Source organism: Acidovorax sp. GW821-FHT09B03 (assembly GCF_059418305.1).
In genome coordinates this window covers 654923-679788 of record NZ_JBWKPP010000001.1, presented here as the reverse complement: position 1 = coordinate 679788, position 24866 = coordinate 654923, and the positions used below count along the sequence as shown (strand labels likewise).

Genomic DNA, 24866 nt, shown 5'->3' with positions numbered 1-24866 from the left:
ATCCAGTCGGGTTGTGGGTTGTTCAGCGCGGCACCGGCATGGCAATGGCCTGCGGGAATTCCTCGCCATCGAAGGCCTTGTCGCCATCGGCATCGGCCACGCCATTGGCCACCAGGCCCTGGAAGTCGAACTGGCGCGGGTCCATGAAGTGCGAAGGCACCAGGTTGCGCAGCGCCACGGCCATGTTCTCGATGCGGCCCGGGTACAGCTGCTGCCAGTCGCGCAGCATCTGCCCGATCTGCTTGCGCTGCAGGTTCTCCTGGCTGCCGCACAGGGTGCAGGGGATGATGGGAAAGTTGCGCAGCGCCGCCCAGCGCGTGAGGTCGTCCTCGGCCACATAGGCCAGCGGGCGGATGACGAGGTGGTCGCCACGGTCGCTCTGCACCTTGGGCGGCATGCCCTTGAGCTTGCCGCCGAAGAACATGTTCAGGAAGAAGGTCTGCAGCATGTCGTCGCGGTGGTGGCCCAGCGCGATCTTGGTGCAGCCCAGTTCGTCGGCCACGCGGTACAGGATGCCCCGGCGCAGGCGGCTGCACAGGCTGCACATCGTTTTTCCCTCGGGCACATGCTGCTTGACCACGCTGTAGGTGTCGCGCGTCTCGATGTGGAAGGGCACGCCCAGCCCCGCCAGGTAGTCGGGCAGCACCTGGGCCGGAAAACCCGGCTGCTTCTGGTCGAGGTTGACGGCGACGAGCTCGAAGCGGTTGCCATTGCGCTGCTGCAGCATGCGCAGCACGTCCAGCATGCCGTAGCTGTCCTTGCCGCCGGACACGCAGACCATGACCTTGTCGCCATCGGCGATCAGCCCGAAGTCGGCAATCGCCTGGCTGACCTGGCGCACCAGGCGCTTTTCGAGCTTGAGGGCCTCGCGGTCCGTACTGCCCGCCATGGGGGCGGGTGGTGCGGCAACGGGGGGCGAGGTGGGGGCGTCGGTCAGCATGGCGGGCAGGAGGATTCACGGCCGCAGCAGATGCTGCGGTCAAAATTGCGATGGTATGCATAGCACCTGGCGATGGCAAAGCCATCGCCAGGATCGATTTTCGTACAGATGGGCCCACCGGCCCCGGGATTCAGGCCTCGGCCGGGTAGAACATCTTGCGCGCAGGCACGGTTTCCACCGCGCGCGCGATTGCGCCGATGTGGTCGGGCGTGGTGCCGCAGCAGCCGCCCACGATGTTCACCAGCCCCTCGGCGGCGAACTCGTGCACCAGCCGGCTCGTCACCTCGGGCGTTTCGTCAAAGCCGGTGTCGCTCATGGGGTTGGGCAGGCCGGCGTTGGGGTAGCAGCTGATGAAGGTGTCGCCGGCGACGCGGTTGAGCTCCTGGATGTAGGGGCGCATCAGCGTGGCGCCCAGGGCGCAGTTCAGGCCGATGGCCAGGGGGCGCGCATGGCGCACGCTGTTCCAGAAGGCCGTCACGGTCTGGCCCGAGAGGATGCGGCCCGAGGCGTCGGTCACCGTGCCGCTGATGATCAGCGGCAGGCGCTGGCCGCTGTTCTCGAAATACTCGTCGATGGCGAACAGCGCGGCCTTGGCGTTCAGGGTGTCGAAGATGGTCTCGACCAGCAGCACGTCGGAGCCGCCTTCGACCAGCGCCTCGGTCTGCTCGTAGTAGGCGGCACGCAGCTGCTCGAAGTCGATGTTGCGCGCACCGGGGTCGTTCACGTCGGGGCTGATGCTGGCCGTCTTGGGCGTGGGGCCCAGGGCGCCGGCCACGTAGCGCGGCTTGTCGGGCGTGCTGTACTTGTCGCAGGCGGCGCGGGCCAGCTGGGCGGACTTCAGGTTCATCTCGCGCGCCAGCTCGGCCATGTGGTAGTCCTCCTGCGCGATGGTGGTCGCACCGAAGGTGTTGGTCTCGATCAGGTCGGCGCCCGCGGCCAGGTAGCGCTCGTGGATGTCGCTGATCACGTCGGGCCGGGTCAGGCTCAGCAACTCGTTGTTGCCCTTGACGTCGTAGGCAAAGTCCTTGAACCGGTCGCCCGCGTTGCCGGGGCCGGTGTAGCCCTCGCCCCGGTACTGCGCCTCGCCCAGCTTGAAGCGCTGGATCATGGTGCCCATGGCGCCGTCGAGGATGGCGATGCGTTGGGCGAGGATGTCGGGCAGTTCCCGGGCGCGGGTGTATTGGAGGGCTTGCATCCCGCTATTGTAGAAAGCGCGGCTTTTCCCCTGCTGGCCCGGGCCGGTTACCCCTGTTGGCCAGCGGCCGCCACGTCCAGGAAGCCGCGCAGCGCCGGGCTCACCGCGTCCCGGTGCCAGGCCAGCACCCCCACCGTGGGGTGGTGCAGGCCGGCAATGGGCACAAAGCGCACGCCCTGGGCCCCGGCCCGCGCCATGGCGGCCGGCACCAGGGCCACGCCCATGCCCAGGGCGACCAGCGCCACCACCGTGAGCCACTGGCGCGCCGCATGGCGTGTGTGGGGGTGGATGCCGGCGCGGTGGAACAGGGCGATCACGTTGTCGTGGTTGGCGGGCGCCACGTCGCGCGAGAACATCACGAAGGTCTCGGCGGCCAGCGCCTGCAGGTCCAGCGTGGCGTGCTGCGCCATCGGATGGTCCTCGGGCAGGCAGCAGACGAAATGGTCCTCGGCCAGCGGCAGGCTGGCCAGCGGCTCGGGCACCACGCTGCTGTTGATGAAGCCGGCGTGCAGCTGGCGGTGCAGCAGCGCCTCGAGCTGCTCGCCGGTGGACATCTCGCGCAGCTGCACCTCGATGCCTGGCGCCTGCGCGCCGAAGGCGCGCACGATGGCCGGCATGTCGCGGTAGACCATGGAGCCGGTGAAACCGATGTCCAGGCGCCCGCGCAGCCCCGCGGCCACGGCGCGCGCCGTTTCGCCCGCGCGCGCCACGCGGTCGAGCACCACGCGCACCTCGGCCAGGTAGGCATGGCCCGCGGGCGTGAGCGCCACGTGCTTGCTGCTGCGCTCGAACAGCTTCACGCCCAGCTCGTCCTCCAGCGCCTTGATGCCCGAACTGAGCGGCGGCTGGGTGATGGCCAGGCGCTCGGCCGCACGGCCGAAGTGCAGCTCTTCGGCCAGCACGGCAAAGTAGCGCAGCAGGTACAGCTTCATGCGCCCATCATGCCAGCGCATGCGCGCCTCAATACGACTTGGGCAGCCCGAGCACCTTCTCGGCAATGAAGCACAGGATGAGCTGCGGACTCACGGGCGCCAGGCGCGGTATCCAGGATTCGCGCAGGTAGCGCTCCACGTGGTATTCCTTGGCGTAGCCCATGCCACCGTGGGTGAAGATGGCGCGCTCGCAGGCGTGGTAGCAGGCCTCGGCCGCCAGGTACTTGGCGCTGTTGGCCTCGGCCGCGCAGGGCAGGTGCTGGTCGTGAAGCCAGGCGGCTTTCTGCACCATGAGGTGCGCGGCCTCGAGCTCCATCCACGACAGCGCCAGCGGGTGCTGCACGCCCTGGTTCTGGCCGATGGGGCGGCCGAACACCTCGCGCTCGTTGGCATAGCCGGCGGCACGGGCCAGCGCGGCGCGGCCCAGGCCCACGGCCTCGCTGGCGATCAGGATGCGCTCGGGGTTCAGGCCGTGCAGGATGTAGCGAAAGCCCTGGCCCTCCTCGCCCACCCGGTCTTCCACGGGGATGCGCAGGCCGTCGATGAAGACCTGGTTGGAGTCCACGCACTTGCGCCCGAGCTTGTCGATCTCGCGCACTTCCACCGTGCTGCGGTCCAGGTCGGTGTAGAACAGGCTCAGGCCCTCGGTGCCCGTGCATTCCTCCACCGGCGTGGTGCGCGCCAGCAGCAGAATCTTGTTGGCCACCTGGGCGGTGCTGATCCAGACCTTCTGGCCGTGCACCACGTAGTGGTCACCCTGGCGCACGGCCCGCGTCGTGAGCTTCAGGGTGTTCAACCCGGTGTTGGGCTCGGTCACGCCGAAGCAGGCCCGGTCGCGGCCGGCGATCAGCGGCGGCAGCCAGCGCGCCTTCTGCGCCTCGGTGCCGAAGACCACCACCGGGTGCAAGCCGAAGATGTTCATGTGCACCGCCGAGGCGCCCGACAGGCCCGCACCGGTGGCAGAGATGGTGTGCATCATCAGCGCCGCTTCGCTGATGCCCAGGCCTGCGCCGCCGTATTCCTCGGGCATGGCGATGCCGAGCCAGCCGGCATCGGCCAGGGCGCGGTGGAAATCTTCGGGAAAGCCGCCGTCGCGGTCCTTGCGCAGCCAGTAGTCGGCGTCGAAAGGGGCGCAGACGCGCTCGACGGCATCTCGGATCTGCTCGTGTTCGGGGGAGAGGGCGAAGTTCATGCGGGCGCAGCGGTGGCTGAAGAAGCAGCAGGGAAGCGGACCACCCGCTCGGGCGATTCGAGGTAAGGGGGGCTGTAGATGACGAGCAACTTCACCGGTGCCTCGCTGGTCACGGTGAAGACATGCGCCACATCGGCCGGAAAGAAGCACATGTCGCCCGGCAGCATGTCAAACACCTCGCCCGCCACTTCGGCCCGGGCCGTGCCCTCCAGCAGGTAGCAGGCCTGCTCGACGCCCGGGTGGGCGTGGGGCAGCGCGCCGCCGCCCGCGTGCAGGGTGCCCAGCAGCACCTCCATCTGGCGGGCGCCCACGGTCTCGGGGCCGATCAGGCGCTGGTTGTAGGTGTGCTGGTGGTTGGCCGGCTGGTAAGCGGGCACCCCGGCGCTGCGCACCAGGTAGCGGGGTGGGGTGGCAGGGGTGGTCATGCAGTGTCTCCGGCGGGCAGGTGGCAGGCGCCCTGGGCCAGCAGGGCATCGATGTCGGTGGGGGCATAGCCGGCCTCGGCCAGCAAGGCACGCGTGTGTTCGCCCAAGCGCGGGGCGGGTGCCAGTTGCCGTGCCGGCGGCGTGCCGGACCAGCGCGTGGGGTGGGCCATGGTGTGCAGCGGGCCTTCGCTGGGGTGCAGGCTGTCCTGCAGGAAGCCGGTGGCGCGCAGTTGCGCATTGGCCAGCAGGTCGGCCGGGGAGTTCATGGGCATGTGGGGCACGTCGGCCGCGTCAAGCAGGGCGCGCCATTCGGCGGTGCTGCGGCCGCGCAGGATGCGCGCCACCTCGGCGTACACCGCGTCGATGTGCGCGGCGCGCGCCCCGTGCGTGGCAAAGCGCGGGTCGCGGCCCAGGCCCTCGGTCTCGCCGATGGCGGCAAAAAAGCTGCGCCAGTGCTTGTCGTTGTAGATCAGCACGCAGAGCATGCCGTCGGCCGTGGCGTAGGGCTTGCGGTGGGCCGTGAGCAGCCGCGCATAGCCCGCATCGCCACGCGGCGGCTCGAAGCTGAGCCCCGCCATGTGGTCGCCCAGGACGAACTGGACCATGGCCTCGAACATCGGCACCACGATGGCCTGGCCCTGGCCGGTCTTCTCGCGCGCATAGAGCGCGGCCGTCACGGCGTACACCGCGTGCAGGCCGGTCACGCGGTCCGACAGGGTGGTGGGCGCATAGGCGGGCTCGGGCGCGCCGTACTGCTGCATGAGCCAGGGGATGCCCGTGGCGCCCTGGATCAGGTCGTCGTAGGCGGGGCGCGCGGCGTCGGGGCCCTCCTGGTCGAAGCCGCAGCAGCTCACGTGGATCAGCCGCGGGTTGCGCGCGGCCACCGCGGCGGCGTCCAGCCCCAGCCGCGCCAGCGCCTGGGGCCGCACGTTGCTGATCAGCACGTCGCAGCCCTCGGCCAGGCGCAGCGCGGCCTCGCGCCCCGCGGGGTGCTTGAGGTCGAGCACGATGCTGCGCTTGCCGCCGTTGGCGTGCAGGAAGATGTGGCCCATGCCCGGGTTGGCCATGGGGCCCACGTGGCGCATGTTGTCGCCCTCGGGCGTCTCCACCTTGATGACCTCGGCACCCAGTTGCGCCAGGATCTGCGTGGCGAACGGGCCCATGATGACGCTGGTGAGGTCGAGCACGCGCACGCCGGCGAGCGGGCCTGCCGCCCCGGGGGGCCTGGTGTCCTGCATGGAAGGGGTTCCTCTCGGTCGGTTCATTCGGGCTTGATGCCCGCCTGGCGGATCAGGGTGCGCCAGTGGTTGAGCTGCTCGGCCACGTAGCTGGCGAACTCTTCGGGGGTCTTGCTCGGCCAGACCTGGAAGCCGATCAGCGCCAGCCTGTCCTGCGTGTCCTTGTCGGCCAGCACGGCCTGCAGCTCGGTGTTCAGCCGGTTCACCACCGCCGGCGGCATGCCGGCCGGGCCGAAGATGCCGTTCCAGGAGGTCAGGTCGAAGCCCTTGGCCGTCTGGCCGATGGGCGGCACGCCCGGCAGCAGGGGCGAGGGCTGGGCCGTGGTGATGCCCAGGGTGCGCACCTTGTCGCTCTTGAGCATGCTCATGCCCGAGCCCAGGTCGGCCACGTAGACCTGCACCTGGCCGCCCACCAGGTCGGTCATGGCCTGCGGGCTCGACTTGTAAGGCACGCTCAGCAGGTCGATGCCGGCGATGTGCTTGATGCTTTCCATCGCCACCAGCGAGGTGCTGTTGGGCGTGGCGTAGCTGAGTTTGCCGGGGTTGGCGCGGGCGTAGGCGATCAGTTCGCCCAGGGTTTTGGCCGGCACCGAGGGGTGCACGGCCAGTGCGAACGGCAGCTCGCCCACGCGCGCCACGGGCGTGAAGTCCTTGATCGGGTCGTACTTGAGGGCCGAGTAGAGCGCCGGGTTGGCCGAATGCGAGGTGTTGGTGGTCATGAACAGCGTATAGCCGTCGGGCCTGGCCTTGGCGGCGATCTGCGCGGCCACCTGGGCATTGGCGCCGGGCTTGTTGTCCACCAATACCGGTTGCTTGAGCCGCTCGGCGAGCTTCTGGCTCACGGTGCGGGCCACCGAATCGGTGCCGCTGCCGGCCGCGAACGGCACCACCAGGGTGATGGGCGCGCTGGGGTACACGGCTTGTTGCGCCCCTGCCGGCAGGCTGGCCGCCGCCACGGCGCAGGCCGTGAGCACGGCCCGGAAGATGTGATGCATGTCTTTGTCTCCTGGATGGGTGTACGGACACCCCTTGTGCCGGGGCTGGACCGCATCTTGTCCGGGGCAGCCATTTGCGTCCAATTGGATAATCGGACCAATCCATTCGCAATGCGAATCGTTGACTGCAGCACCGGGTTGGCCGGAACCGGGCGCCTGCACAGCGCACAATAGGCGCCTTTGCCCGCCGCCGCAGATGCGCGCGCCGGCGCTGTTGAACACCCACCCGACCAGGCTGCCGCCCTTTTGCCATGCGCTGCGGCAGCTATCAAAAGGAGAGTCATTGAGTCCGTCACCCGCCCATACCGTCCTGCACGACGTCTTTGGCTACGAGCAGTTCCGGGGCCCGCAGCAGGACATCGTCGAGCATGTGATCGGCGGCAGCGATGCGCTGGTGCTGATGCCCACGGGCGGCGGCAAGTCGCTGTGCTACCAGGTGCCGGCCATCGTGCGCCAGCAGCAGGGGCGCGGGGTGACCATCGTCATCTCGCCCCTGATCGCGCTGATGCACGACCAGGTGGGCGCCCTGCACGAGGCGGGGGTGGACGCGGCCTTCCTGAACTCCACGCTGAGCTTCGACGAGGCGCAGGACGTGGAATTCCGCCTGCAGACCGGCGCCATCACGCTGCTCTACGCGGCACCGGAGCGGCTGAACACGCCGCGCTTCCTGGGCCTGCTCGACAGCCTGTACAACGAAGGGCACCTGTCGCTCTTCGCAATCGACGAAGCCCATTGCGTGAGCCAGTGGGGCCACGACTTCCGGCCCGAGTACCGCGCCCTCACGGTGCTGCACGAGCGCTATGCCGGCGTGCCGCGCATCGCCCTCACGGCCACGGCCGACGACCTCACGCGCGCCGACATCATCGAGCGCCTGCAACTCGAGGACGCGCGGCTGTTCATCAGCAGCTTCGACCGCCCCAACATCCGCTACACCATCGTCGAGAAGAAGGACGCCACCACCCAATTGCTGCGCTTCATCGAGCGCGAGCATGCGGGCGAGGCCGGCGTGGTGTACTGCCAGTCGCGCAAGCGCGTGGAGGAGCTGGCCTCCACCCTGAGCGACGCGGGCCTGACCGCCCTGCCCTACCACGCGGGCCTCGATACCAAAGTGCGCCAGAAGAACCAGGACCGCTTCCTGCGCGAAGAAGGCATCGTGATGGTGGCCACCATCGCCTTCGGCATGGGCATCGACAAGCCCGATGTGCGCTTCGTGGCGCACGTGGACATGCCCAAGAACATCGAGGGCTACTACCAGGAGACCGGCCGGGCCGGCCGCGACGGCCTGAACGCCGATGCCTGGATGGCCTACGGCCTGAACGACGTGGTGAACCAGCGCCGCATGATCGACGAGAGCCCGGCGGGCGAGGAGTTCAAGCAGGCGCTGCGCGGCAAGCTCGACGCGCTGCTGGCCCTGGCCGAGGCCACCGACTGCCGCCGCGTGCGCCTGCTGGCCTATTTCGGCGAGGAGTCCACGCCCTGCGGCAACTGCGACAACTGCCTCACACCCCCGGCCATCTGGGATGCGACCGACGCGGCGCGCAAGCTGCTGTCCACCATCTACCGGGTGCAGCAGGTCAGCCGCATCGGCTTCGGCGCGGGCCACATCATGGACATCCTGCGCGGCAAGCAGACCGAGAAGGTCGCGCAGTTCGGGCACGACAAGATCTCCACCTTCGGCATCGGGGCCGACCTGTCCGAGCCCCAGCTGCGTGGTGTTTTGCGCCAGCTGATCGCCACCGGCGCCCTGGGCCTGCAGAAGGTCATGCTCGACAGCGGCCACAGCTTCGACACCCTGTGCCTGACCGAGGGCTCGCGCGCCGTGCTCAAGGGCGAGGTGCTGGTGCAGCTGCGCGAATCGGTGTCGGCCGCGCCGGCCAAGCGCACCCGCAAGGGCAGCGCACCGCCAGCCGCCGCCGCCAACCTGGGGCCCGATGCGCAGGTGCGCTTCATCAACCTCAAGGCCTGGCGTGCCGAGGTGGCCAAGGAGCACAACCTGCCGGCCTACGTGATCTTCCACGACGCCACGCTGGCCGCCATCGCCGAGCGCAACCCGGCCACGCAGGAGGACCTGCAGGGCATCAGCGGCATGGGCGCGAAAAAGCTCGAGGCCTACGGCAGCGAGGTGCTGCGCGTCTGCGCGCAGTAGCCTGCGTCGCTCATCGGCCGGGCTTCTTGCCCGGCAGCAGGGTCGCGGTGATGGCCCGGCCGATCTGCTCGAAGGCCTTTCCGGCCTCGCCGTGCTCGTCCAGGTCTTCGGCGCAGGTGGCCACCACGATGGCGGCACGGCCGCCGTCCTGCGGGTTGACCACGCCCATGTGGCAGGCGCGGTGCAGCTGGGTGCCCGTCTTGTGGATGAAGCGCTCGCTGCGCGGCAGGCCGGCTTCGAGCCGGTAGGCATCGTAGGTGGCGTACTTGAGGTCGGTGAACAGGCGCTGCTGATGCGCGGGCGAGAGCAGCTTGCCGGTGACCAGCTTTTCCAGCATGCCGCCATAGGAGGTGAGCGGTGCGGAATTGAGGCCGCGCGCGTAGTAGCGCCGGTAGGCATCGTCCATGGTCTTCACGCGGAAGTCCGCCTTGTCCACCTCGATGGTGCGGGCCAGCGCATCCACGCGTTGCGGCCCCATGGGCGCGGCCGCCAGGCGCACCAGGTCCATGTTGCTCATCGTAAGCGCGTCGGGGTGCAGTTCGGCATAAACGTCGTAGCGCACCTGCGCGAAATTGGTGATGCGCTCGAAGCCCTTGCCCCCCAGCAGCTCGCGCGCATGGCGGTTGAGCGCCTCGTCGCCGATGCTGCGCATCAGCATGTTGGCGGCTGTGTTGTCGCTCTCCATCAGCATGCGCTTGAGCAGTGCATCCACCCGGTAGCGGGTGCCGGCCTTGTTCCAGACCACGTTGCCCGAGCCGTCGATCTTGTCCGTGTCCTGCAAGGTGACCTGCTCGGCCAGGCTGTGCCGGCCCTGCTCGATCTCCTGCAGCACCGCGATGGCCACCGGCAGCTTGGCCGAGGAGCCCAGGTACCAGGGCCGGTCGGCCTGGTAGGACAGCACCTCGCCGTTGTCCAGCCGCTTCACATAAACGCCGAGCCGGCCGGGCGTGGCGGCGTCGATGCGTTCGATCTGCTGGCGCAGCGCGTCGCTCCAGGCGGCGCCCTGCGCAGCCAGGCTAGCGCTCGCCAGGATCAGCGCGGTGCACCACGCGCGCCACGGGGGGACACTCTGGGTCATGGGTTCGTCCGTCGGTCAGCAGTCCAGACTGGCACAGGGCCGCCCCCACGTCGCGCAGGGCACGGTCTGAACGCGCGCTGGACAGCTCTCCACGCGTGCAGGCGACCACGATAACGCGCCGGTCCCGGCCCAGACGTGGGACAGTGACCAATCCGGAGTCGCAGGTGCGCGCCCTTTGCGTGCCCGTTTTGTGCGCAAAGCGCGCCGCCTTGGGCAGGCCGGCCTGCACGCGGTAGACCCCCGTCTGCACCCGCTCCATCACCGCCAGCAGGTAGCGCGTGTGTTCGGCGTTGACGATCTTGCCGTGGACCAGCAGCTCCAGCAGGTCGGCATAGGCATCGAGCCGGCCCGAGTTCAGGCCGCCCGCGTAGTAGGCCTCGAAGGCCTCGCCCACGCTGGGCAGCAGGAAGGACGAGGCCGGCACGTGCAGCAGGCGCGCGAGCACCTGCATGCGCTCTGCATCGCTGCGCTGGCGCTTGATCACCAGGAAGTCGTGGCCCGACAGGTGCGAGGCCTGCGGCGTGAGCTGGCCGTAGGCGTGCCGGCGCACGTCGGCCAGGCTGGTGATGCGCTCGAAGCCCCGGGGTACCAGTTGCTCGACCAGGGCATTCACGGCGCGGATGCCGACCAGCCCGATGAGCATGTCGCTGGCCGTGTTGTCGCTGTAGATGACCATCTGCTCAAGCAGGTAGCGCACGCTCAGCGCCGTTCCCACGGCCTTGGAATTGGTCTGGCCCGCGCCGTCCACGTAGTCCGAGGCGCGCACGCGCAGTTTCGTGTCCAGCGCGAATTCGCCGCGCTCCACCGCCTGCAGCACCGCCAGCGCGACCGGCACCTTGACGGTAGAGGCCAGGTACCAGCGCTCCATGCCGCGGTGCGACACGGCAATCCCGGTCTCCAGGTCGCGCACGTAGACGCCGATGCCGGCCGTGTTCTGCGCCGCCACCTGCACCAGTTCGGCCTGCAACAGGTCCGGCCATGCGGGGCGTTGCGCTGCCACGCCCTGGGCGTGAACGGGGCCTGCTCCCAGCGCGCTGCTGGCCAGGGCCAGCGACAAAAGAAAAGCCTGCAAGCGTGCGATGGCGAACACCTCCGTAAACCTGCAACGGTACACCCCGGCCCCGGCACAGCCCGTAACACTGTGTGATCCCGGGGGTTACCCCCGGGACAGGTCTCAGGAGTCCTGCAGCAGCGGCGAGCGCAGGATGATCTGCGCGGTGGCAAACAGGTGGGTGTCGATGGCAGCGAAGGCCCGCGCCTTGTCGCGCGCCAAGGCCGCTTCCATGATGTGGCGGTGCTCGCTGCGCACGTCGCGGTGGTCGGTGCTCAGCGGCACCGAGAGGCGGCGGTAGCGTTCGCTCTGCTTGTAAAGCATGTGGCGCATGCGCAGCAGCCACTGGTTGGGGCAGGCGCTGACCAGGGCCTCGTGGAATTCGCCATGGGCATCGTTCCAGGCGGTGGTGGAGCGCGCCTCGGCCTCGGAGGGCAGGGACTGCAGGCGTTCCATGCGGTGGGCCGCCGCAACGATGCGCGTCTCCCACTCCACATCGCCATGGTCCATGGCCTGGCCCAGGCACAGCGATTCCATTTCCACCCGGGCACGGGTCAGGTCCAGCAGCTCGTCCTTGCTCACCGGGCTCACGCGGTAGCCGCGGTGCGACTCGCCCACCACCATGCCCTCGGCCCCCAGGCGCGACAACGCCTCGCGCACGGCGCCCAGGCTCAGCTCCAGCCGCTCTTCGACGGCCTTGATGTTCAGCTTGGCGCCCGGCGGCAGGCGCCCGTCGAGGATTTCGGCACGGATCAGGTCGCACGCCGTCTCGGCCTGGGTGCGCTTGGGAAGGGTGGTCAGCATGGCACTCCATTTTATGCGGGAATCTACCAACATACGAATAATAGATTATTCGATCAAATATATATCCAAGCGGTCGGGGCAGTGGTCCCGCGGCTGCCACCAGGAGAACTGATGAAATTGCTTCGCTTCCAATCGACCGGCCGCAACGGCTGGGCCGTGTGCAACGCCGCCACCGGCGCATGGCACGGCACCACCCAAGGTGCGGCCGGCTACCCCGGCGACGTGGACGACCTGCTGCGCCAGGGCCGCGCGGCGCTGGACGCCGCTGCCGCTGCCATGGCCCGCCAGGACGCCGTGGACCTGGCCGCCGTGCAGTTGCTGGCACCCGTGGCCCGGCCAGCCAAGATCATCTGCGTGGGCCTGAATTACCGCGACCACACGGCCGAGAGCGGCTTCGTGCAGCCCGCCTACCCGACCCTGTTCGCGCGCTTCAACTCCAGCGTGATCGCGCACGGCGCACCGCTGCTGCACTCGCCACTGTCGGATTCGCTCGATTTCGAGGGCGAGCTGGTCGCGGTGATCGGCACCGGCGGCAGCCGCATCACGCGGGACAAAGCGCTCTCCCACGTGCTGGGCTACTCGGTCTTCAACGACGCCAGCGTGCGCGAATACCAGTTCAAGACGCCGCAATGGACCATGGGCAAGAACTTCGACGGCACCGGCGCCTTCGGCCCCTGCCTGGTGACCGCCGACGAGCTGCCCCCCGGCGCGCGCGGCCTGCGGCTGGAAACCCGGTTGAACGGCCAGACCGTGCAGTCGGCCAACACCGACGACATGGTGTTCGACATCGAGTCGCTGATCGTCACCATCAGCGAGGCCATCACGCTGGAGGCAGGCGACCTGATCGTGGCCGGCACCCCGGCCGGCATCGGCCATGCGCGCGAGCCGCGCCTGTACATGAAGCCCGGCGACACCTGCGAGGTGGAGATCGAGCGCATCGGCCTGCTGCGCAACCCCGTGCATGCCGCAACCGCCACGGCGCCCCGCCCCTTCGAGCCCGCCACCGCATAACGCCCACCCCCAGGAGACTGCCATGCCATTGAACCGACTGCTGCGCACCGCCCTCATCGGCACCCTCACCGCCCTGGCCGCCGTCTGCGTGCAGGCCCAGGACACCAAGCCCCGCACGGCCCGCTTCGGCCATGGGCTTGCCGACAGCCACCCTGCCGGCCTGGCGGCCAAGCAGTTCGCCGCCGACATGGACAAGGCCACCGGGGGCAAGATGAAGATCACCGTGATCGCCAACCAGGCCCTGGGGCCCGACCCGCAGATGCTTGGCGCCCTGCAGGGCGGCGTGCAGGAGTTCTACACCGGCAGCGCGCTGGCGCTGCTCGGCCAGGTCAAGGAACTGGGCTTCCAGGACGTGCCCTTCCTGTTCAACACCGAGGCCGAGGCCCACGCGGTGTTCGACGGCCCCGTGGGCCAGCAGCTCAACACCAAGCTCGCCGCCGTGGGCATCCACGTGCTGGGCTGGTGGGAGAACGGCTTTCGCCACATCACCAACTCGCGCCGGCCGGTGAACAAGATCGATGACCTCAAGGGCCTGAAGCTGCGCACCCAGCCCAACCCGCTCACGCTCGACGCCTTCAAGGCCATCGGCGCGAACGCCTCGCCGCTGCCCTGGTCAGAGCTCTTCGTGGCGCTGGAGACCAAGGCCTTCGACGGCCAGGAAAACCCCATCGTGCTGATGTACACGCAGCGCTTCTATGAAGTGCAGAAGTACATGACGCTCTCGGGCCACGTCTACTCGCCGCTGATCTTCGCCGTGTCCAAGAAATACTGGGACAGCCTCTCGGCCGACGAGAAGCAGATGATGAGCACCGCCGCCAGGAGCGCCACCACCTACCAGCGCAAGACCACGGCCGCCGAGGCCGGCGCGGCCCTGCAGGGCATGAAGGACAAGGGCATGCAGGTGACGCAGTTCTCCGAGGCCGACCTGCAGGCCATCCGCGACCGGGTGCCGCCGGCCATCGCACCGCACCTGGAGAAGATCGGCCCGGAGTTCATGGCTCTGGTGCGCAGCGAGATCGCCAAGGCGCGTGCCGCGGCCAAGCCGCAGTGAGCGACATGGCTGCCCACCCTGCCCTGCCGCCCGCCTTCCTCGATGCCCTGGGCCAGCTGCTCGGCCCGCGCCTGTCCACCAGCCTGGCGGTGCGCGAGCACCACGGGCGCGACGAGTCGATCTTTGCCGCCATGCCGCCCGATGCCGTGGCCCATGCGCGCACGCGCGACGAGGTGCTGGCCATCGTGCGCCTGTGCCGCGACCACCGCGTGCCGCTGGTGCCCTATGGTGCGGGTTCGTCGCTCGAAGGGCATACCCTGGCCACGCGCGGCGGCCTCACGCTGAACCTGCAGCAGATGGACCAGGTGCTCGCCATCCATCCCGAGGACCAGACCGCCACGGTGCAGCCGGGCGTGACGCGCAAGGCGCTCAACGCCGAGCTGCGCGATACGGGCCTGTTCTTTCCCATCGATCCGGGGGCCGACGCCACCATCGGCGGCATGTGCGCCACGCGCGCCAGCGGCACCAATGCCGTGCGCTACGGCACCATGCGCGAGAACGTGCTCAACCTCACCGTGGTGACAGCCGACGGCGAGGTGGTCAAGACCGGCCAGCGCGCGCGCAAGTCGGCTGCGGGCTACGACCTCACGCGCCTGTTCGTGGGCTCCGAGGGCACGCTGGGCGTGGTGGTGGAGGCCACGGTGCGCCTGTACCCGCTGCCCGAGAGCGTGATGGCGGCCGTGTGCGCCTTCCCCGACATCGATGCCGCCGTGCAGGTGGTGGTGCAGACCATCCAGCTCGGTGTGCCGATCGCGCGCTGCGAGTTCGTCGACGCCACGGCCATCCGCGCGCTCAACGGCCATAGCCGCACCGGCCTGCCCGAGCAGCCCCACCTGTTCTTCGAGTTCCACGGCAGCGCAGCCGGCGTGCAGGAACAGGTGGACACCGTGCAGGCCCTGGCCATGGACGGCGGCGGCGCGCAGTTCCAGTGGGCCAGCAGCCCCGAGGAACGCACGCGCCTGTGGGAAGCCCGGCACAACGTCTACTTCGCGGCGCTGCAGCTGCGCCCAGGCTGCCGCTCGGTGGTCACCGATGTCTGCGTTCCGATCTCGCGCCTGGCCGAATGCGTGGGCCAGACCGCGCAGGACCTGCAGCGGTCGGGCATGCTCGCGCCCATCGTCGGCCATGTGGGCGACGGCAACTTCCACGTGCAGATGCTGGTGGATGCGAACGACCACGCCGAGGTGGAGCAGGCCGAAGCGCTCAACGCACGCCTGGTGCGGCGCGCCCTGGCCTTGGACGGCACCTGCACCGGCGAGCACGGCGTGGGCCTGCACAAGCAGGGCTTCCTGCTTGACGAACTCGGCGCCGCCCCGGTGGCGCTGATGCGCCAGATCAAGCACGCCATGGACCCGCACAACCTCATGAACCCCGGCAAGGTCTTCGCGTTCTGACGCGGCCTGTCCACCTTTCCCCCACTTTCCATGAAGCAACTCATCCACTGGTATTTCAAGGCGCTGGAGGCGGTCGTCGTGCTGTGCCTGGCCGCTATGTGCGTCATGGTCTTCGGCAACGTGGTGCTGCGCCACCTGTTCGACTCGGGCATCAACATCTCCGAGGAGCTCTCGCGCTTCATGTTCATCTGGCTGATCTTCCTGGGCGCGATCCTCGCCATGCGCGAGGGCGGCCACCTGGGCATGGACATGGTGGTGCACCGCCTCTCGGGCAAGGCGCTGTTCGCGGCCGTGCTGCTGGCGCAGTGCATCACGCTGGCCTGCTGCGCGGTGCTGCTGTGGGGCCTGCTGCGCCAGCACGCGCTCAACATGGCCAACACCGGCCTGGTGACCGGCATCTCGCTGGGCGTGGTGTATTCGGTGGCCTACCTGTGCGCGGTGTCCATCGGGGTGATGACGGTGGTCAACATCGCGCGGCTGCTGAGCGGGCGGGTAAGCCCCGCGTCGCTGGTTGCCGTGAGCGAAGAAGGGGCCTGACACCATGGTCGTCGCCGTCTTCGTGCTCTCGCTGCTGGCCGCCATGGCCTTGGGCGTGCCCATCGCCTTCTCGCTGATCGCCTGCGGCATGGCGATGATGTTCTACATGGACCTGTTTGATGCGCAGATCATCGCGCAGAACATGCTCTCCGGGGCCGACAGCTTTCCGCTGATGGCCATTCCCTTCTTCGTGCTCGCGGGCGAGCTCATGAATGCCGGCGGCATTTCGCGGCGCATCGTCGACGTGGCCGGTGCCTGGGTCGGGCACTTCAAGGGCGGGCTGGGCTATGTGGCCATCTTCGCCTGCGTGGTCATGGCCTCGCTGTCGGGCTCGGCCATCGCCGACACGGCCGCCGTCGCTGCGCTGCTGATCCCGATGATGCGCAAGGCCGGCTATGACATCCCGCGCGCGTCGGGGCTGATCGCCTCGGGCGGCATCATCGCGCCGGTGCTGCCGCCGTCCATCGGCTTCGTGATGCTCGGGGTGGTGGGCAACATCTCCATCACGCAGCTGTTCATCGCCGGCATCGTGCCGGGCCTGATGATGGCGCTGGCGCTGGTGTTCACCTGGATCTACCAGTCCCACCGCGACGACATGCCGCGCGGCGAGCGCATGCCCCTGCGCCAGCGGATCTCGGCCACCGTGGCGGGCTTCTGGGCGCTGCTGCTGCCGCTGCTGATCGTGGGCGGGCTCAAGGCGGGCTACTTCACCCCCACCGAGGCCGCTGTGGTGGCCGTGTTCTACGCGCTCTTCATCGGCTTCGCGGTGTACCGCGAGCTGCGCTGGTCGCAGCTCTACGGCCTGTTGCTCGCCAGCGCCAAAACCTCGGCCGTGGTGATGTTCCTGGTGGCGGCGGCCCAGGTCTCGGCCTGGCTCATCGCCGCCGCCAACATCCCGATGGTGGTGGCCGAGATGCTGCAGCCCCTGGTCGGCAGCCCGGTGCTGCTGATGCTGGTGATCATGGCGCTGATCTTCGCCGTGGGCACGGCGCTTGACTTCGCGCCCACCATCCTGATCCTGGTGCCGGTGCTGATGCCGGTGGTGCGCATGGCAGGCATCGACCCGGTGTACTTCGGCGTGCTGTTCATCATGAACAACGCCATCGGCCTGATCACCCCGCCGGTGGGCACGGTGCTCAACGTCGTCTGCGGGGTGGCGCGCGAGCGCATGGAGCCGGTGATCCGCGCCGTCATGCCCTACCTGCTGGCGCAGACGGCGGTGCTGCTGCTGCTCACCCTGTTCCCGCAGCTGGTGATGGTGCCGCTGCGCTTCTTCACCCGTTAGGGGGGCGGTGCCGCCGGGGCGGCGTGCCAACGGAACAAAAGGCCCCCGGTCAGCGCACAAGGGGGCCTTGCGGCGCCACAATGGCACCCATGCTGACCCTCCAAGACATCCACGCCGCCGCCGCCCGCGTCCAGGGCCATGTGCTCGACACGCCCTGCGTCGAGTCCAAGACGCTCTCGCAGATCGTGGGCGCGCAGGTGTTCCTCAAGTTCGAGAACCTGCAGTTCACCGCTTCCTTCAAGGAGCGCGGGGCTTGCAACAAGCTGGTGCAACTGAGCGCCGAGGAGCAGGCGCGCGGCGTGATCGCCATGAGCGCCGGCAACCATGCCCAGGGCGTGGCCTACCATGCGCAGCGCCTGGGCCTGCATGCGGTGATCGTGATGCCGCGCTTCACCCCCGGGGTGAAGGTGCAGCGCACGCGCGGCTTCGGCGCCGAGGTGGTGCTGCATGGCGACACACTCGAAGAGGCACGCGCGCACGCCTACCAGTTGGCCGGCGAGCGCCGCCTTACCTTCGTGCACCCCTACGACGACGAAGCCGTGGCCGCGGGCCAGGGCACACTGGGGCTGGAGATGCTACAGGCGGTACCCGACCTCGACACGCTGGTCATCGCGGTAGGCGGCGGCGGCCTGATCTCGGGCGTGGCCACGGCGGCCAAGGCGATCCGCCCGGGCATCGAGATCGTGGGCGTGCAGACCACGCGCTTCCCGGCCATGGTCAACGCCATCCAGGGCACACAGCACCCGCAGGGCACCTCGACCATCGCCGAAGGCATTGCCGTGGGCACGCCGGGCAAGATCACGCAGGAGATCGTCAAGCGGCTGGTGGACGACCTGGTGCTGGTGGACGAGGGCGACATCGAGCAGGCCGTGCTCATGCTGCTGGAGATCGAGAAGACGCTGGTCGAAGGTGCGGGCGCCGCCGGTCTGGCCGCTCTGCTGCGCTACCCCGAGCGCTTCCAGGGCAAGAAAGTCGGGCTGGTGCTGTGCGGGGGCAACATCGACCCGCTGCTGCTGGCCGCCATCATCGAGCGCGGCATGGTGCGCTCGGGCCGGCTGGCACGCGTCAAGGTCAGCGCGCGCGACGTGCCCGGGGTGCTGGCGCGCATCACCGCCATGGTGGCCGACACGGGCGCCAACATCGAGGAGGTGCACCACCAGCGCGCCTTCACCATGCTGGCCGCGCAGAACGTGGAGATCGAGCTGGTGCTGCAGACGCGCGGCAAGGCCCACATCGAGGAGGTGCTGGAGCACCTGCACGACGGGGGCATGGAGGCCGTCTTGATCTGACGGGCTTGGGCCTGCCCCGCACACCGGCTAGAATTGGGCAAGTTTTAAGCACTGGAGCCCCGCCATGTCCGACCACAACACCCCGCACGCCCCTGAAGAACATCCGGCCGACGCCGTGGAAAACGTGGTCCCGCTGATGCCCATCGTGCTGCCCGTGGTGGGCGGCATCATGATGTTCCTGCTGGCGTTCATCGCCGTGAACATGGCCTGATCGCCACGGAGCGCCCCACACGCCCCATGGCAAGCCCCGCGCAGCGGGGCTTTTTTTTGCCCTTTTTTCATCCACAGCCTGGAGTTCGCCATGAGACCCGGAAGCGCATTGGTTCTTTTCTCCGGTGGACAGGATTCCACCACCTGCCTGGCATGGGCGCTCACGCATTTCGCCCATGTCGAGACCGTCGGCTTCGACTACGGACAGCGCCACCACATCGAGCTCACCGCCCGCCAGACCGTGCTGGCGGCCATGCGCGAGCGTTTTCCCGAATGGGCCGGCCGCCTGGGCGAAGACCACATGCTCGACCTGGCCGTGCTGGGCCGCATCAGCGACACGGCGCTGACCAGCGAGACCGAGATCCAGATGACGGCCGCCGGCCTGCCCAACACCTTTGTGCCCGGGCGCAACCTGCTGTTCTTCAACCTGGCGGCCGCCGTGGGCTACCGGCGCGGGCTGCACACCCTGGTGGGCGGCATGTGCGAAACGGACTTTTCAGGTTACCCCGACTGCCGCGACGACACCCTGAAGGCGCTGCAGGTCGCGGTGTCGCTGGGCATGGGCCAGCGCTTCACCTTCGAGACGCCGCTGATGTGGCTGGACAAGGCCGACACCTGGCAACTGGCCAAGGACCTGGGCGGCCAGGCGCTGGTGGACGTGGTCCTGGAGGAGTCGCACACCTGTTACCACGGCGTGCGCGGCGAGCGCCACGCCTGGGGCTACGGCTGCGGCACCTGCCCCGCCTGCGCCCTGCGCAAGGCGGGCTACGAACGCTGGACAGGGAACGGCCACGGCTGAACCATCGTCAGGTCCGCATAACCCCATGCTTTTTTTGCATGGTTTTAGGACCTTTCTGACAGACAAGTTGGCGGCAGATTCATAAAATCGACATCCCAGCCGACCCGCGGAATCCGTGGAATCCGTCCTCCACCCCGTGGGGATGAACCGCGCCCCGCCCGCCGACTGAGCAAGAAAGCCGTTTTTTCAAAGGCAGCGCTCAGCATCCGCACCTGCGCCAGGCCTTTCGCCCCGTGCCCCGGGACGCTTCCTTTGAAAAGACTGTTTTTCAACTTAGGAAGCTCCCGATGAACGCACCCACCATGCAGGGCCTGAATCTCAACGCCCCCTCGCACGTCAAGAACGCCCGGCTGCTCGCCTGGGTGGCCGACATGGCCGCCCTGTGCAAGCCCGAGAGCATCTACTGGTGCGACGGCAGCCAGCAAGAGTACGACCGCCTGTGCCAGCAGCTGGTGGACGCCGGCACCTTCAAGAAGCTCAACCCCGCCAAGCGCCCCGGCAGCTACCTGGCCTGGTCCGACCCCTCGGACGTGGCGCGCGTGGAAGACCGCACCTACATCTGCTCGGCCGCCAAGGAAGACGCCGGCCCGACCAACAACTGGATGGCCCCGGCCGAGATGCGCGCCACGCTGCAGCCCCTGTTCGACGGCTGCATGAAGGGCCGCACCATGTACGTGGTGCCCTTCAGCATGGGCCCGCTGGGCTCGCCCATCGCCCACATCGGCATCGAGCTGTCCGACAGCCCCTACGTGGCCGTGAACATGAAGATCATGACCCGCATGGGCAAGGCCGTGTACGACGTGCTCGGCGTGGACGGCGAGTTCGTGCCCTGCGTGCACACCGTGGGCGCGCCCCTGGCCGCCGGTGAGCAGGACGTGTCCTGGCCCTGCAACAAGACCAAGTACATCGTGCACTACCCCGAGACGCGCGAGATCTGGAGCTACGGTTCGGGCTACGGCGGCAATGCGCTGCTGGGCAAGAAGTGCTTCGCGCTGCGCATCGCCTCCACCATGGGCCGTGACCAGGGCTGGCTGGCCGAGCACATGCTGATCCTGGGCGTGAGCAACCCCGAAGGCAAGAAGTACCACGTGGCCGCCGCCTTCCCGAGCGCCTGCGGCAAGACCAATTTCTCGATGCTGGTGCCACCGGACGCCTTCAGCGGCTGGAAAGTCACCACCATCGGCGACGACATCGCCTGGATCAAGCCCCAGGCCGACGGCAGCCTGCGCGCCATCAACCCCGAGGCCGGCTACTTCGGCGTGGCCCCCGGCACCAACACGCTGACCAACCCCAACTGCATGGCCAGCCTGGACAAGGACGTGATCTTCACCAACGTGGCCCTGACCGACGACGGCGACGTCTGGTGGGAAGGCATGGAAAAGGACACCGGCGGCCAGCCCGCCCACCTGATCGACTGGCAAGGCAAGGACTGGACCCCCGAGATCGCCAAGCAGACCGGCGCCAAGGCGGCCCACCCGAACGCCCGCTTCACCGTGGCCGCGACCAACAACCCCGCGCTCGACGACGCCTGGGACGACCCCAAGGGCGTGAAGATCGACGCCTTCATCTTCGGCGGCCGCCGCTCCACCACGGTGCCGCTGGTGACCGAGGCACGCAACTGGACCGAAGGCGTCTACATGGCCGCCACCATGGGCTCGGAAACCACCGCTGCGGCCTTCGGCCAGCAGGGCGTGGTGCGCCGCGACCCCTTCGCCATGCTGCCCTTCATGGGCTACAACATGAGCGACTACTTCCAGCACTGGCTGACGCTGGGCGAGAAGCTGGCTGCCTCGGGCGCCACCCTGCCGCGCATCTACACCACCAACTGGTTCCGCAAGGACGAGGCCGGCAAGTTCGTCTGGCCCGGCTACGGCGAGAACATGCGCGTGCTCAAGTGGATGATCGACCGCCTGGAAGGCAAGGCCACCGGCGAGGAAACCATGTTCGGCGTGGCACCGGCCTACGCCGAGATCAACTGGTCGGGCCTGGATTTCAGCGCCGCCCAGTTCAACACCGTGACCAGCATCGACAAGGCCGCCTGGGCCGAAGAGCTCAAGCTGCACACCACGCACTTCGAGCAACTGGCCTACCACCTGCCCCAGGCCCTGCTGGACACCAAGGCTGCCATCGAAAAGCGCTTGGCCGCCTGATGGCCTGAGCCCACCTGCGACAGCAAAGCCGCCCTGCCAGGGCGGCTTTTTTTTGGGCTGGAGGTCCCTATCCCTTGTCGGCGAGTCGACCCAGGCGCAACGCCAGCCACGCGGCATCGGCCTGCGAGGGTGCCAGCGCCAGGGCCGTCTCGTAGGCTGTGCGGGCCCGTGCGTGCAAGCCCTTGCGCACCAGCAGCTCCGCCTGCGCGGCAAAGAAGGGCTGGTAGTCCTGCAGGCCCGGCGCTATGTCCTCGAGCTCGGCCAAAGCGGCATCCAGCGCACCGGCTTCGGCATGGGCCACGGCCCGGTTCAGCCGCACCACGGGGGTGGGTTCGAAGGCCAGCAGGCGGTCGTAGAGCAGGGCGATCTGCGCCCAGTCCGAGTGCTCACCCTCGCAGTGGCAGGCGGCAATGGCGGCCTTGAGCTGGTAGGGCCCCAGGGCATGCCGGGCCAGCGCCCGCTCCAGGATCGCCACGCCTGCGGCGATTTCTTCCGTTTTCCACAGCCCGCGCTGCTGCTGGCCTAGCGGTATGGTCTGGCCACCGGCATCCGTGCGGGCCGCACGGCGGGCATGGCTGATCACCAGCAGGGCCAGGCAGCCCTCGATCTCCGCCTCGCCGGGGCGCAGCCGGTCCAGCAGCGCGCACAGGTACAAGGCCTCCTGCGCCAGCCCGTTCCCCCGCTGCGGCCCGGCGGAGTAGCCGGCGTTGAAGACCAGGTAGATGACCGCGAGCACGGCGGCCAGGCGCTCTGGCCATTCGGCCGGCTCCGGCACCGCATAGCGGATGCGCGCCGCGGCGATCTTGGCCTTGGCACGCGACAGGCGCTGGCCCATCGTGGCTTCCTGGTCCAGGAAGGCCCGGGCGATCTGCGCGGTGGACAGGCCGGCCACCACGCGCAATGTGAGCGCCACCTGCGACTTCTGCTCCAGCGCCGGGTGGCAGCAGGTGAAGATCAGGCGCAGACGCTCGTCCGGAATCTCGTCGGTCTCCACTTCGTGGGCCTCGCCGCCCGCAAGCACCAGCAGGCTGTCGCCGATCCGGTCGGCCGTCCGGTGGCTGCGGATGCGGTCCAGCGCCTTGCGGTAGGCCACGCGCAGCAGCCAGCCCAGGGGCGACGACGGGATGCCGGAGCGGCTCCAGTGGGACACCGCCGACTCCATGGCGTCCTGCAGGGCATCCTCGGCCAGCTGGAAGTCCCGGAGCCGGGCGATCAGCGCCGCCATCAGCCGCCCCCGGTCCTCGCGTGCCAGGCGGTTCAGGGCCTGGGTCACGGCGACCGCTGCTGAGGCGGATGGGCCCATGGTCGGCGGCCAGGCAATGCGGCTGGCTCAGGCCGCCGTGTCGTAGACCATCAGCGGCCGCACCTCGACGGTGCCATGGCTTGCGGTGGGAACGGCCTGCGCGTACTTCAGGGCCGCATCCAGGTCGGGCACCTCGACCACGTAGTAGCCACCCAGGTGTTCCTTGGTTTCGGCAAACGGGCCGTCCATGGTTTCCACCTTGCCGCCACGGATGCGCAGCGACGTGGCGGTTTCGATCCCTTGCAGTCCATCGCCGGCCACCAGGACGCCATCGTCCCGCATCTTCGCGCTCAGCGCGAAGTAGCCGGCCATCATGGCCTGGAAGCCGGGCGTGCCGTAGGCGGGCTCGCGTTGGGGGTCGCTGTAGATCAGGAGCATGTACTTCATGGTGGTTCCTTGGAAGTGGTGAACGTCAAGACTCCGGAACCGCCCGGTGCGGCTTGGCGCGCCAGGGATTCCGGTGCACCAAGGACGCCGTCGCCTCGGCTTTTTCGACATGCGCCCCGATTATTTTGTCCGTTTCCACGTCCCGCGTCCCACCACGGCCCGCAAGCGCCCATGAAAAAAGCCGTGGCATGCCACGGCTTTTTCAGATTCCACCAGCCGTCGTGCGGCAGGCAGGAGCAGGGCCCGCTCAGTAGCCGGCGCGCAGGTCGTTCACCGTGCGCACGCCCATGGCGTGGTTCAGCTCGGCCATGATGCGCGGGTCGCGGATGGCGACTTGCCAGGTGCGCTCGTCTTCGGCGGCGCGGCGGCGGCTTTCGGCCCAGCCGGCAACACCCACGCGCAGGGCGGCGGCGGCACGGCGTGCAGGGGCCGACAGCAGGGCCAGGGCGGCGAACGCCACCAGCCACAGCACCATCCAGGCGGCCAGCAAGTGGCCTTCGCTCCAGGTGTCGATCACCTGGTTGGCCACCACCAGCAGGGCGGAGACGATGGCGGCGAGCAGGAGGGAGGCGGCGCCACGGGCGCTGTCAAAGCCGGCTGCGATGCCCTTGATGGCGGCAGCGGCGTTCTGGGCGCGGATCACGCCCGAGTGTTCGGTTGGATAGTCAACGTGTGCAAAACTGGTCATTTGGTTTCCCCTTATCAGCGCTTGTGGCGACATTGCCGGGCGAGTGACTGAATCTTAGGGTTTACCCCATGTGTTATCAAGTTTATATCTTGAATTACCGCCATTCACTGCAGTGATGTGGCCGGTCTTCCCTGGGGTGGCCGGCCACAAAAAAGCCGTGGAATGCCACGGCTTGAATGTCGAGGTCGGCCCTGCCCGGGGGCAGGAGCGGCGGCTCAGTAGAACTTGCGGATGTCGGTCAGGCCGTGGTTCAGCTCGGCCATGATGCGCGGATCGCGCAGGGCGACCTGCCAGGTGCGGCGGTCTTCGGCGGCATGGCGCTGGCTTTCGGCCCAGCGGGTGACACCGGCACGCAGGGCCAGGCCGGCACGGCGGGCCGGTGCGGACAGCAGGGCCAGGGCGGCGAATGCCACCAGCCACAGCACGACCCAGGCCGACAGCAGGTGGCCTTCGGTCCAGCTATCGACCACCTGGTTGGCCAGCACCAGCAGGCCGGAGACCACGGCGGCCAGCATCAGGGAAGCAGCGCCCCGGGCGCTGTCGAAACCTGCGGCAATGCCCTTGAGGGCAGCGGCGGCGTTTTCGGCGCGAACCACGCCTGGATGTTCGGTTGGATAGTCCACGTGTACAAAATTGGTCATTTCGGTTCCCCTATTCAGCGCTTTTGGCGACATTGCCCGGGCGATGGCGCAATACTAGGGTTTACCCTTTAGTCTTTCAAATTTATATGTTGAATCATTGATATTCACACTCGTGATGATTTGAC

At 68.5% G+C, this 24866-nt stretch carries 24 protein-coding genes; 10 read left to right on the top strand and 14 right to left on the bottom strand.

Going from position 1 to position 24866, the window contains the following annotated elements; all coding sequences use genetic code 11:
• Positions 1 to 22: 22 nt before the first annotated feature.
• The 7 genes from ttcA to AC07PA_RS03110 form a co-directional block, all read right to left on the bottom strand.
• Complete coding sequence (gene ttcA / locus AC07PA_RS03140; protein WP_494604118.1) at positions 23 to 889, bottom strand: tRNA 2-thiocytidine(32) synthetase TtcA; 867 nt, start codon at positions 887 to 889, stop codon at positions 23 to 25.
• 181 nt (positions 890 to 1070) lie between these two features.
• Entirely contained in the window at positions 1071 to 2135 is a 1065-nt protein-coding gene (locus AC07PA_RS03135; RefSeq protein ID WP_145694289.1) for a homocysteine S-methyltransferase family protein, read from the bottom strand.
• A gap of 47 nt (positions 2136 to 2182) precedes the next feature.
• Complete coding sequence (locus tag AC07PA_RS03130) at positions 2183 to 3067, bottom strand: LysR family transcriptional regulator (RefSeq protein WP_494603249.1); 885 nt, start codon at positions 3065 to 3067, stop codon at positions 2183 to 2185.
• A 28-nt stretch (positions 3068 to 3095) separates the two neighbouring features.
• Positions 3096 to 4259, bottom strand: a complete 1164-nt coding sequence (locus AC07PA_RS03125) for an acyl-CoA dehydrogenase family protein (protein ID WP_494603251.1) — start codon at positions 4257 to 4259, stop codon at positions 3096 to 3098.
• Positions 4256 to 4684, bottom strand: a complete 429-nt coding sequence (locus AC07PA_RS03120) for a cupin domain-containing protein (protein ID WP_494603253.1) — start codon at positions 4682 to 4684, stop codon at positions 4256 to 4258. The genes AC07PA_RS03125 and AC07PA_RS03120 overlap by 4 nt, the downstream gene beginning before the upstream one ends.
• Positions 4681 to 5922, bottom strand: a complete 1242-nt coding sequence (locus AC07PA_RS03115) for a CaiB/BaiF CoA transferase family protein (RefSeq protein ID WP_494603255.1) — start codon at positions 5920 to 5922, stop codon at positions 4681 to 4683. The genes AC07PA_RS03120 and AC07PA_RS03115 overlap by 4 nt, the downstream gene beginning before the upstream one ends.
• Before the next feature lie 23 nt (positions 5923 to 5945).
• Positions 5946 to 6917 (bottom strand): Bug family tripartite tricarboxylate transporter substrate binding protein, encoded by a 972-nt coding sequence (locus tag AC07PA_RS03110; protein ID WP_494603256.1) that lies wholly within the window; start codon positions 6915 to 6917, stop codon positions 5946 to 5948.
• A 283-nt stretch (positions 6918 to 7200) separates the two neighbouring features.
• On the opposite strand from AC07PA_RS03110, the gene recQ reads away from it, so the two are divergent.
• Positions 7201 to 9063, top strand: a complete 1863-nt coding sequence (recQ, locus tag AC07PA_RS03105; RefSeq protein WP_494603258.1) for a DNA helicase RecQ — start codon at positions 7201 to 7203, stop codon at positions 9061 to 9063.
• 10 nt (positions 9064 to 9073) lie between these two features.
• Here recQ and AC07PA_RS03100 read toward each other — a convergent pair whose 3' ends face one another.
• The 3 genes from AC07PA_RS03100 to AC07PA_RS03090 all read right to left on the bottom strand — a co-directional run bounded on the left by AC07PA_RS03100 (position 9074) and on the right by AC07PA_RS03090 (position 11996).
• Complete coding sequence (locus AC07PA_RS03100; protein WP_494603260.1) at positions 9074 to 10141, bottom strand: serine hydrolase; 1068 nt, start codon at positions 10139 to 10141, stop codon at positions 9074 to 9076.
• A complete protein-coding gene (locus AC07PA_RS03095) occupies positions 10080 to 11231 on the bottom strand; it encodes a serine hydrolase (protein WP_494603262.1) in 1152 nt (383 codons plus the stop codon). The genes AC07PA_RS03100 and AC07PA_RS03095 overlap by 62 nt, the downstream gene beginning before the upstream one ends.
• Before the next feature lie 84 nt (positions 11232 to 11315).
• Entirely contained in the window at positions 11316 to 11996 is a 681-nt protein-coding gene (locus AC07PA_RS03090; protein ID WP_494603264.1) for a GntR family transcriptional regulator, read from the bottom strand.
• 111 nt (positions 11997 to 12107) lie between these two features.
• Here AC07PA_RS03090 and AC07PA_RS03085 point away from each other — a divergent pair, with 111 nt between their 5' ends.
• The 9 genes from AC07PA_RS03085 (at position 12108) to AC07PA_RS03045 (ending at position 21722) form a co-directional block, all read left to right on the top strand.
• Entirely contained in the window at positions 12108 to 13007 is a 900-nt protein-coding gene (locus tag AC07PA_RS03085; protein WP_494603266.1) for a fumarylacetoacetate hydrolase family protein, read from the top strand.
• A 22-nt stretch (positions 13008 to 13029) separates the two neighbouring features.
• Entirely contained in the window at positions 13030 to 14058 is a 1029-nt protein-coding gene (locus tag AC07PA_RS03080) for a TRAP transporter substrate-binding protein (RefSeq protein WP_494603268.1), read from the top strand.
• Positions 14059 to 14063: 5 nt separating this feature from the next.
• Entirely contained in the window at positions 14064 to 15452 is a 1389-nt protein-coding gene (locus AC07PA_RS03075; protein WP_494603270.1) for an FAD-binding oxidoreductase, read from the top strand.
• Positions 15453 to 15482: 30 nt separating this feature from the next.
• On the top strand, positions 15483 to 15989 hold the full coding sequence (locus tag AC07PA_RS03070) for a TRAP transporter small permease (protein ID WP_494603272.1): 507 nt from the start codon (positions 15483 to 15485) through the stop codon (positions 15987 to 15989).
• Between the two features lie 4 nt (positions 15990 to 15993).
• Positions 15994 to 17274, top strand: coding sequence for a TRAP transporter large permease subunit (locus tag AC07PA_RS03065; protein WP_494603274.1), 1281 nt, complete (start codon positions 15994 to 15996; stop codon positions 17272 to 17274).
• Between the two features lie 89 nt (positions 17275 to 17363).
• Entirely contained in the window at positions 17364 to 18563 is a 1200-nt protein-coding gene (locus tag AC07PA_RS03060) for a threonine ammonia-lyase (protein WP_494603276.1), read from the top strand.
• Positions 18564 to 18627: 64 nt separating this feature from the next.
• The gene (locus AC07PA_RS03055) at positions 18628 to 18774 is read left to right on the top strand and encodes a hypothetical protein (RefSeq protein ID WP_007860492.1); all 147 of its coding nucleotides are present in this window, start codon (positions 18628 to 18630) and stop codon (positions 18772 to 18774) included.
• A 90-nt stretch (positions 18775 to 18864) separates the two neighbouring features.
• Positions 18865 to 19572 (top strand): 7-cyano-7-deazaguanine synthase QueC, encoded by a 708-nt coding sequence (gene queC / locus AC07PA_RS03050; protein ID WP_494603278.1) that lies wholly within the window; start codon positions 18865 to 18867, stop codon positions 19570 to 19572.
• Between the two features lie 287 nt (positions 19573 to 19859).
• Complete coding sequence (locus tag AC07PA_RS03045; protein WP_494603280.1) at positions 19860 to 21722, top strand: phosphoenolpyruvate carboxykinase (GTP); 1863 nt, start codon at positions 19860 to 19862, stop codon at positions 21720 to 21722.
• 67 nt (positions 21723 to 21789) lie between these two features.
• Here the strand turns inward: AC07PA_RS03045 and AC07PA_RS03040 are convergent, their stop codons facing one another.
• The 4 genes from AC07PA_RS03040 to AC07PA_RS03025 all read right to left on the bottom strand — a co-directional run bounded on the left by AC07PA_RS03040 (position 21790) and on the right by AC07PA_RS03025 (position 24741).
• Positions 21790 to 23025, bottom strand: a complete 1236-nt coding sequence (locus AC07PA_RS03040; protein ID WP_494603282.1) for an RNA polymerase sigma factor — start codon at positions 23023 to 23025, stop codon at positions 21790 to 21792.
• A gap of 27 nt (positions 23026 to 23052) precedes the next feature.
• A complete protein-coding gene (locus AC07PA_RS03035; RefSeq protein WP_145694272.1) occupies positions 23053 to 23412 on the bottom strand; it encodes a YciI family protein in 360 nt (119 codons plus the stop codon).
• 247 nt (positions 23413 to 23659) lie between these two features.
• Positions 23660 to 24100 carry a hypothetical protein gene (locus AC07PA_RS03030; RefSeq protein WP_494603284.1) on the bottom strand — a complete coding sequence of 147 codons (441 nt, stop codon included), beginning with the start codon at positions 24098 to 24100 and terminating at the stop codon, positions 23660 to 23662.
• A gap of 215 nt (positions 24101 to 24315) precedes the next feature.
• A complete protein-coding gene (locus AC07PA_RS03025) occupies positions 24316 to 24741 on the bottom strand; it encodes a hypothetical protein (protein ID WP_494603286.1) in 426 nt (141 codons plus the stop codon).
• Between the last annotated feature and the right edge of the window lie 125 nt (positions 24742 to 24866).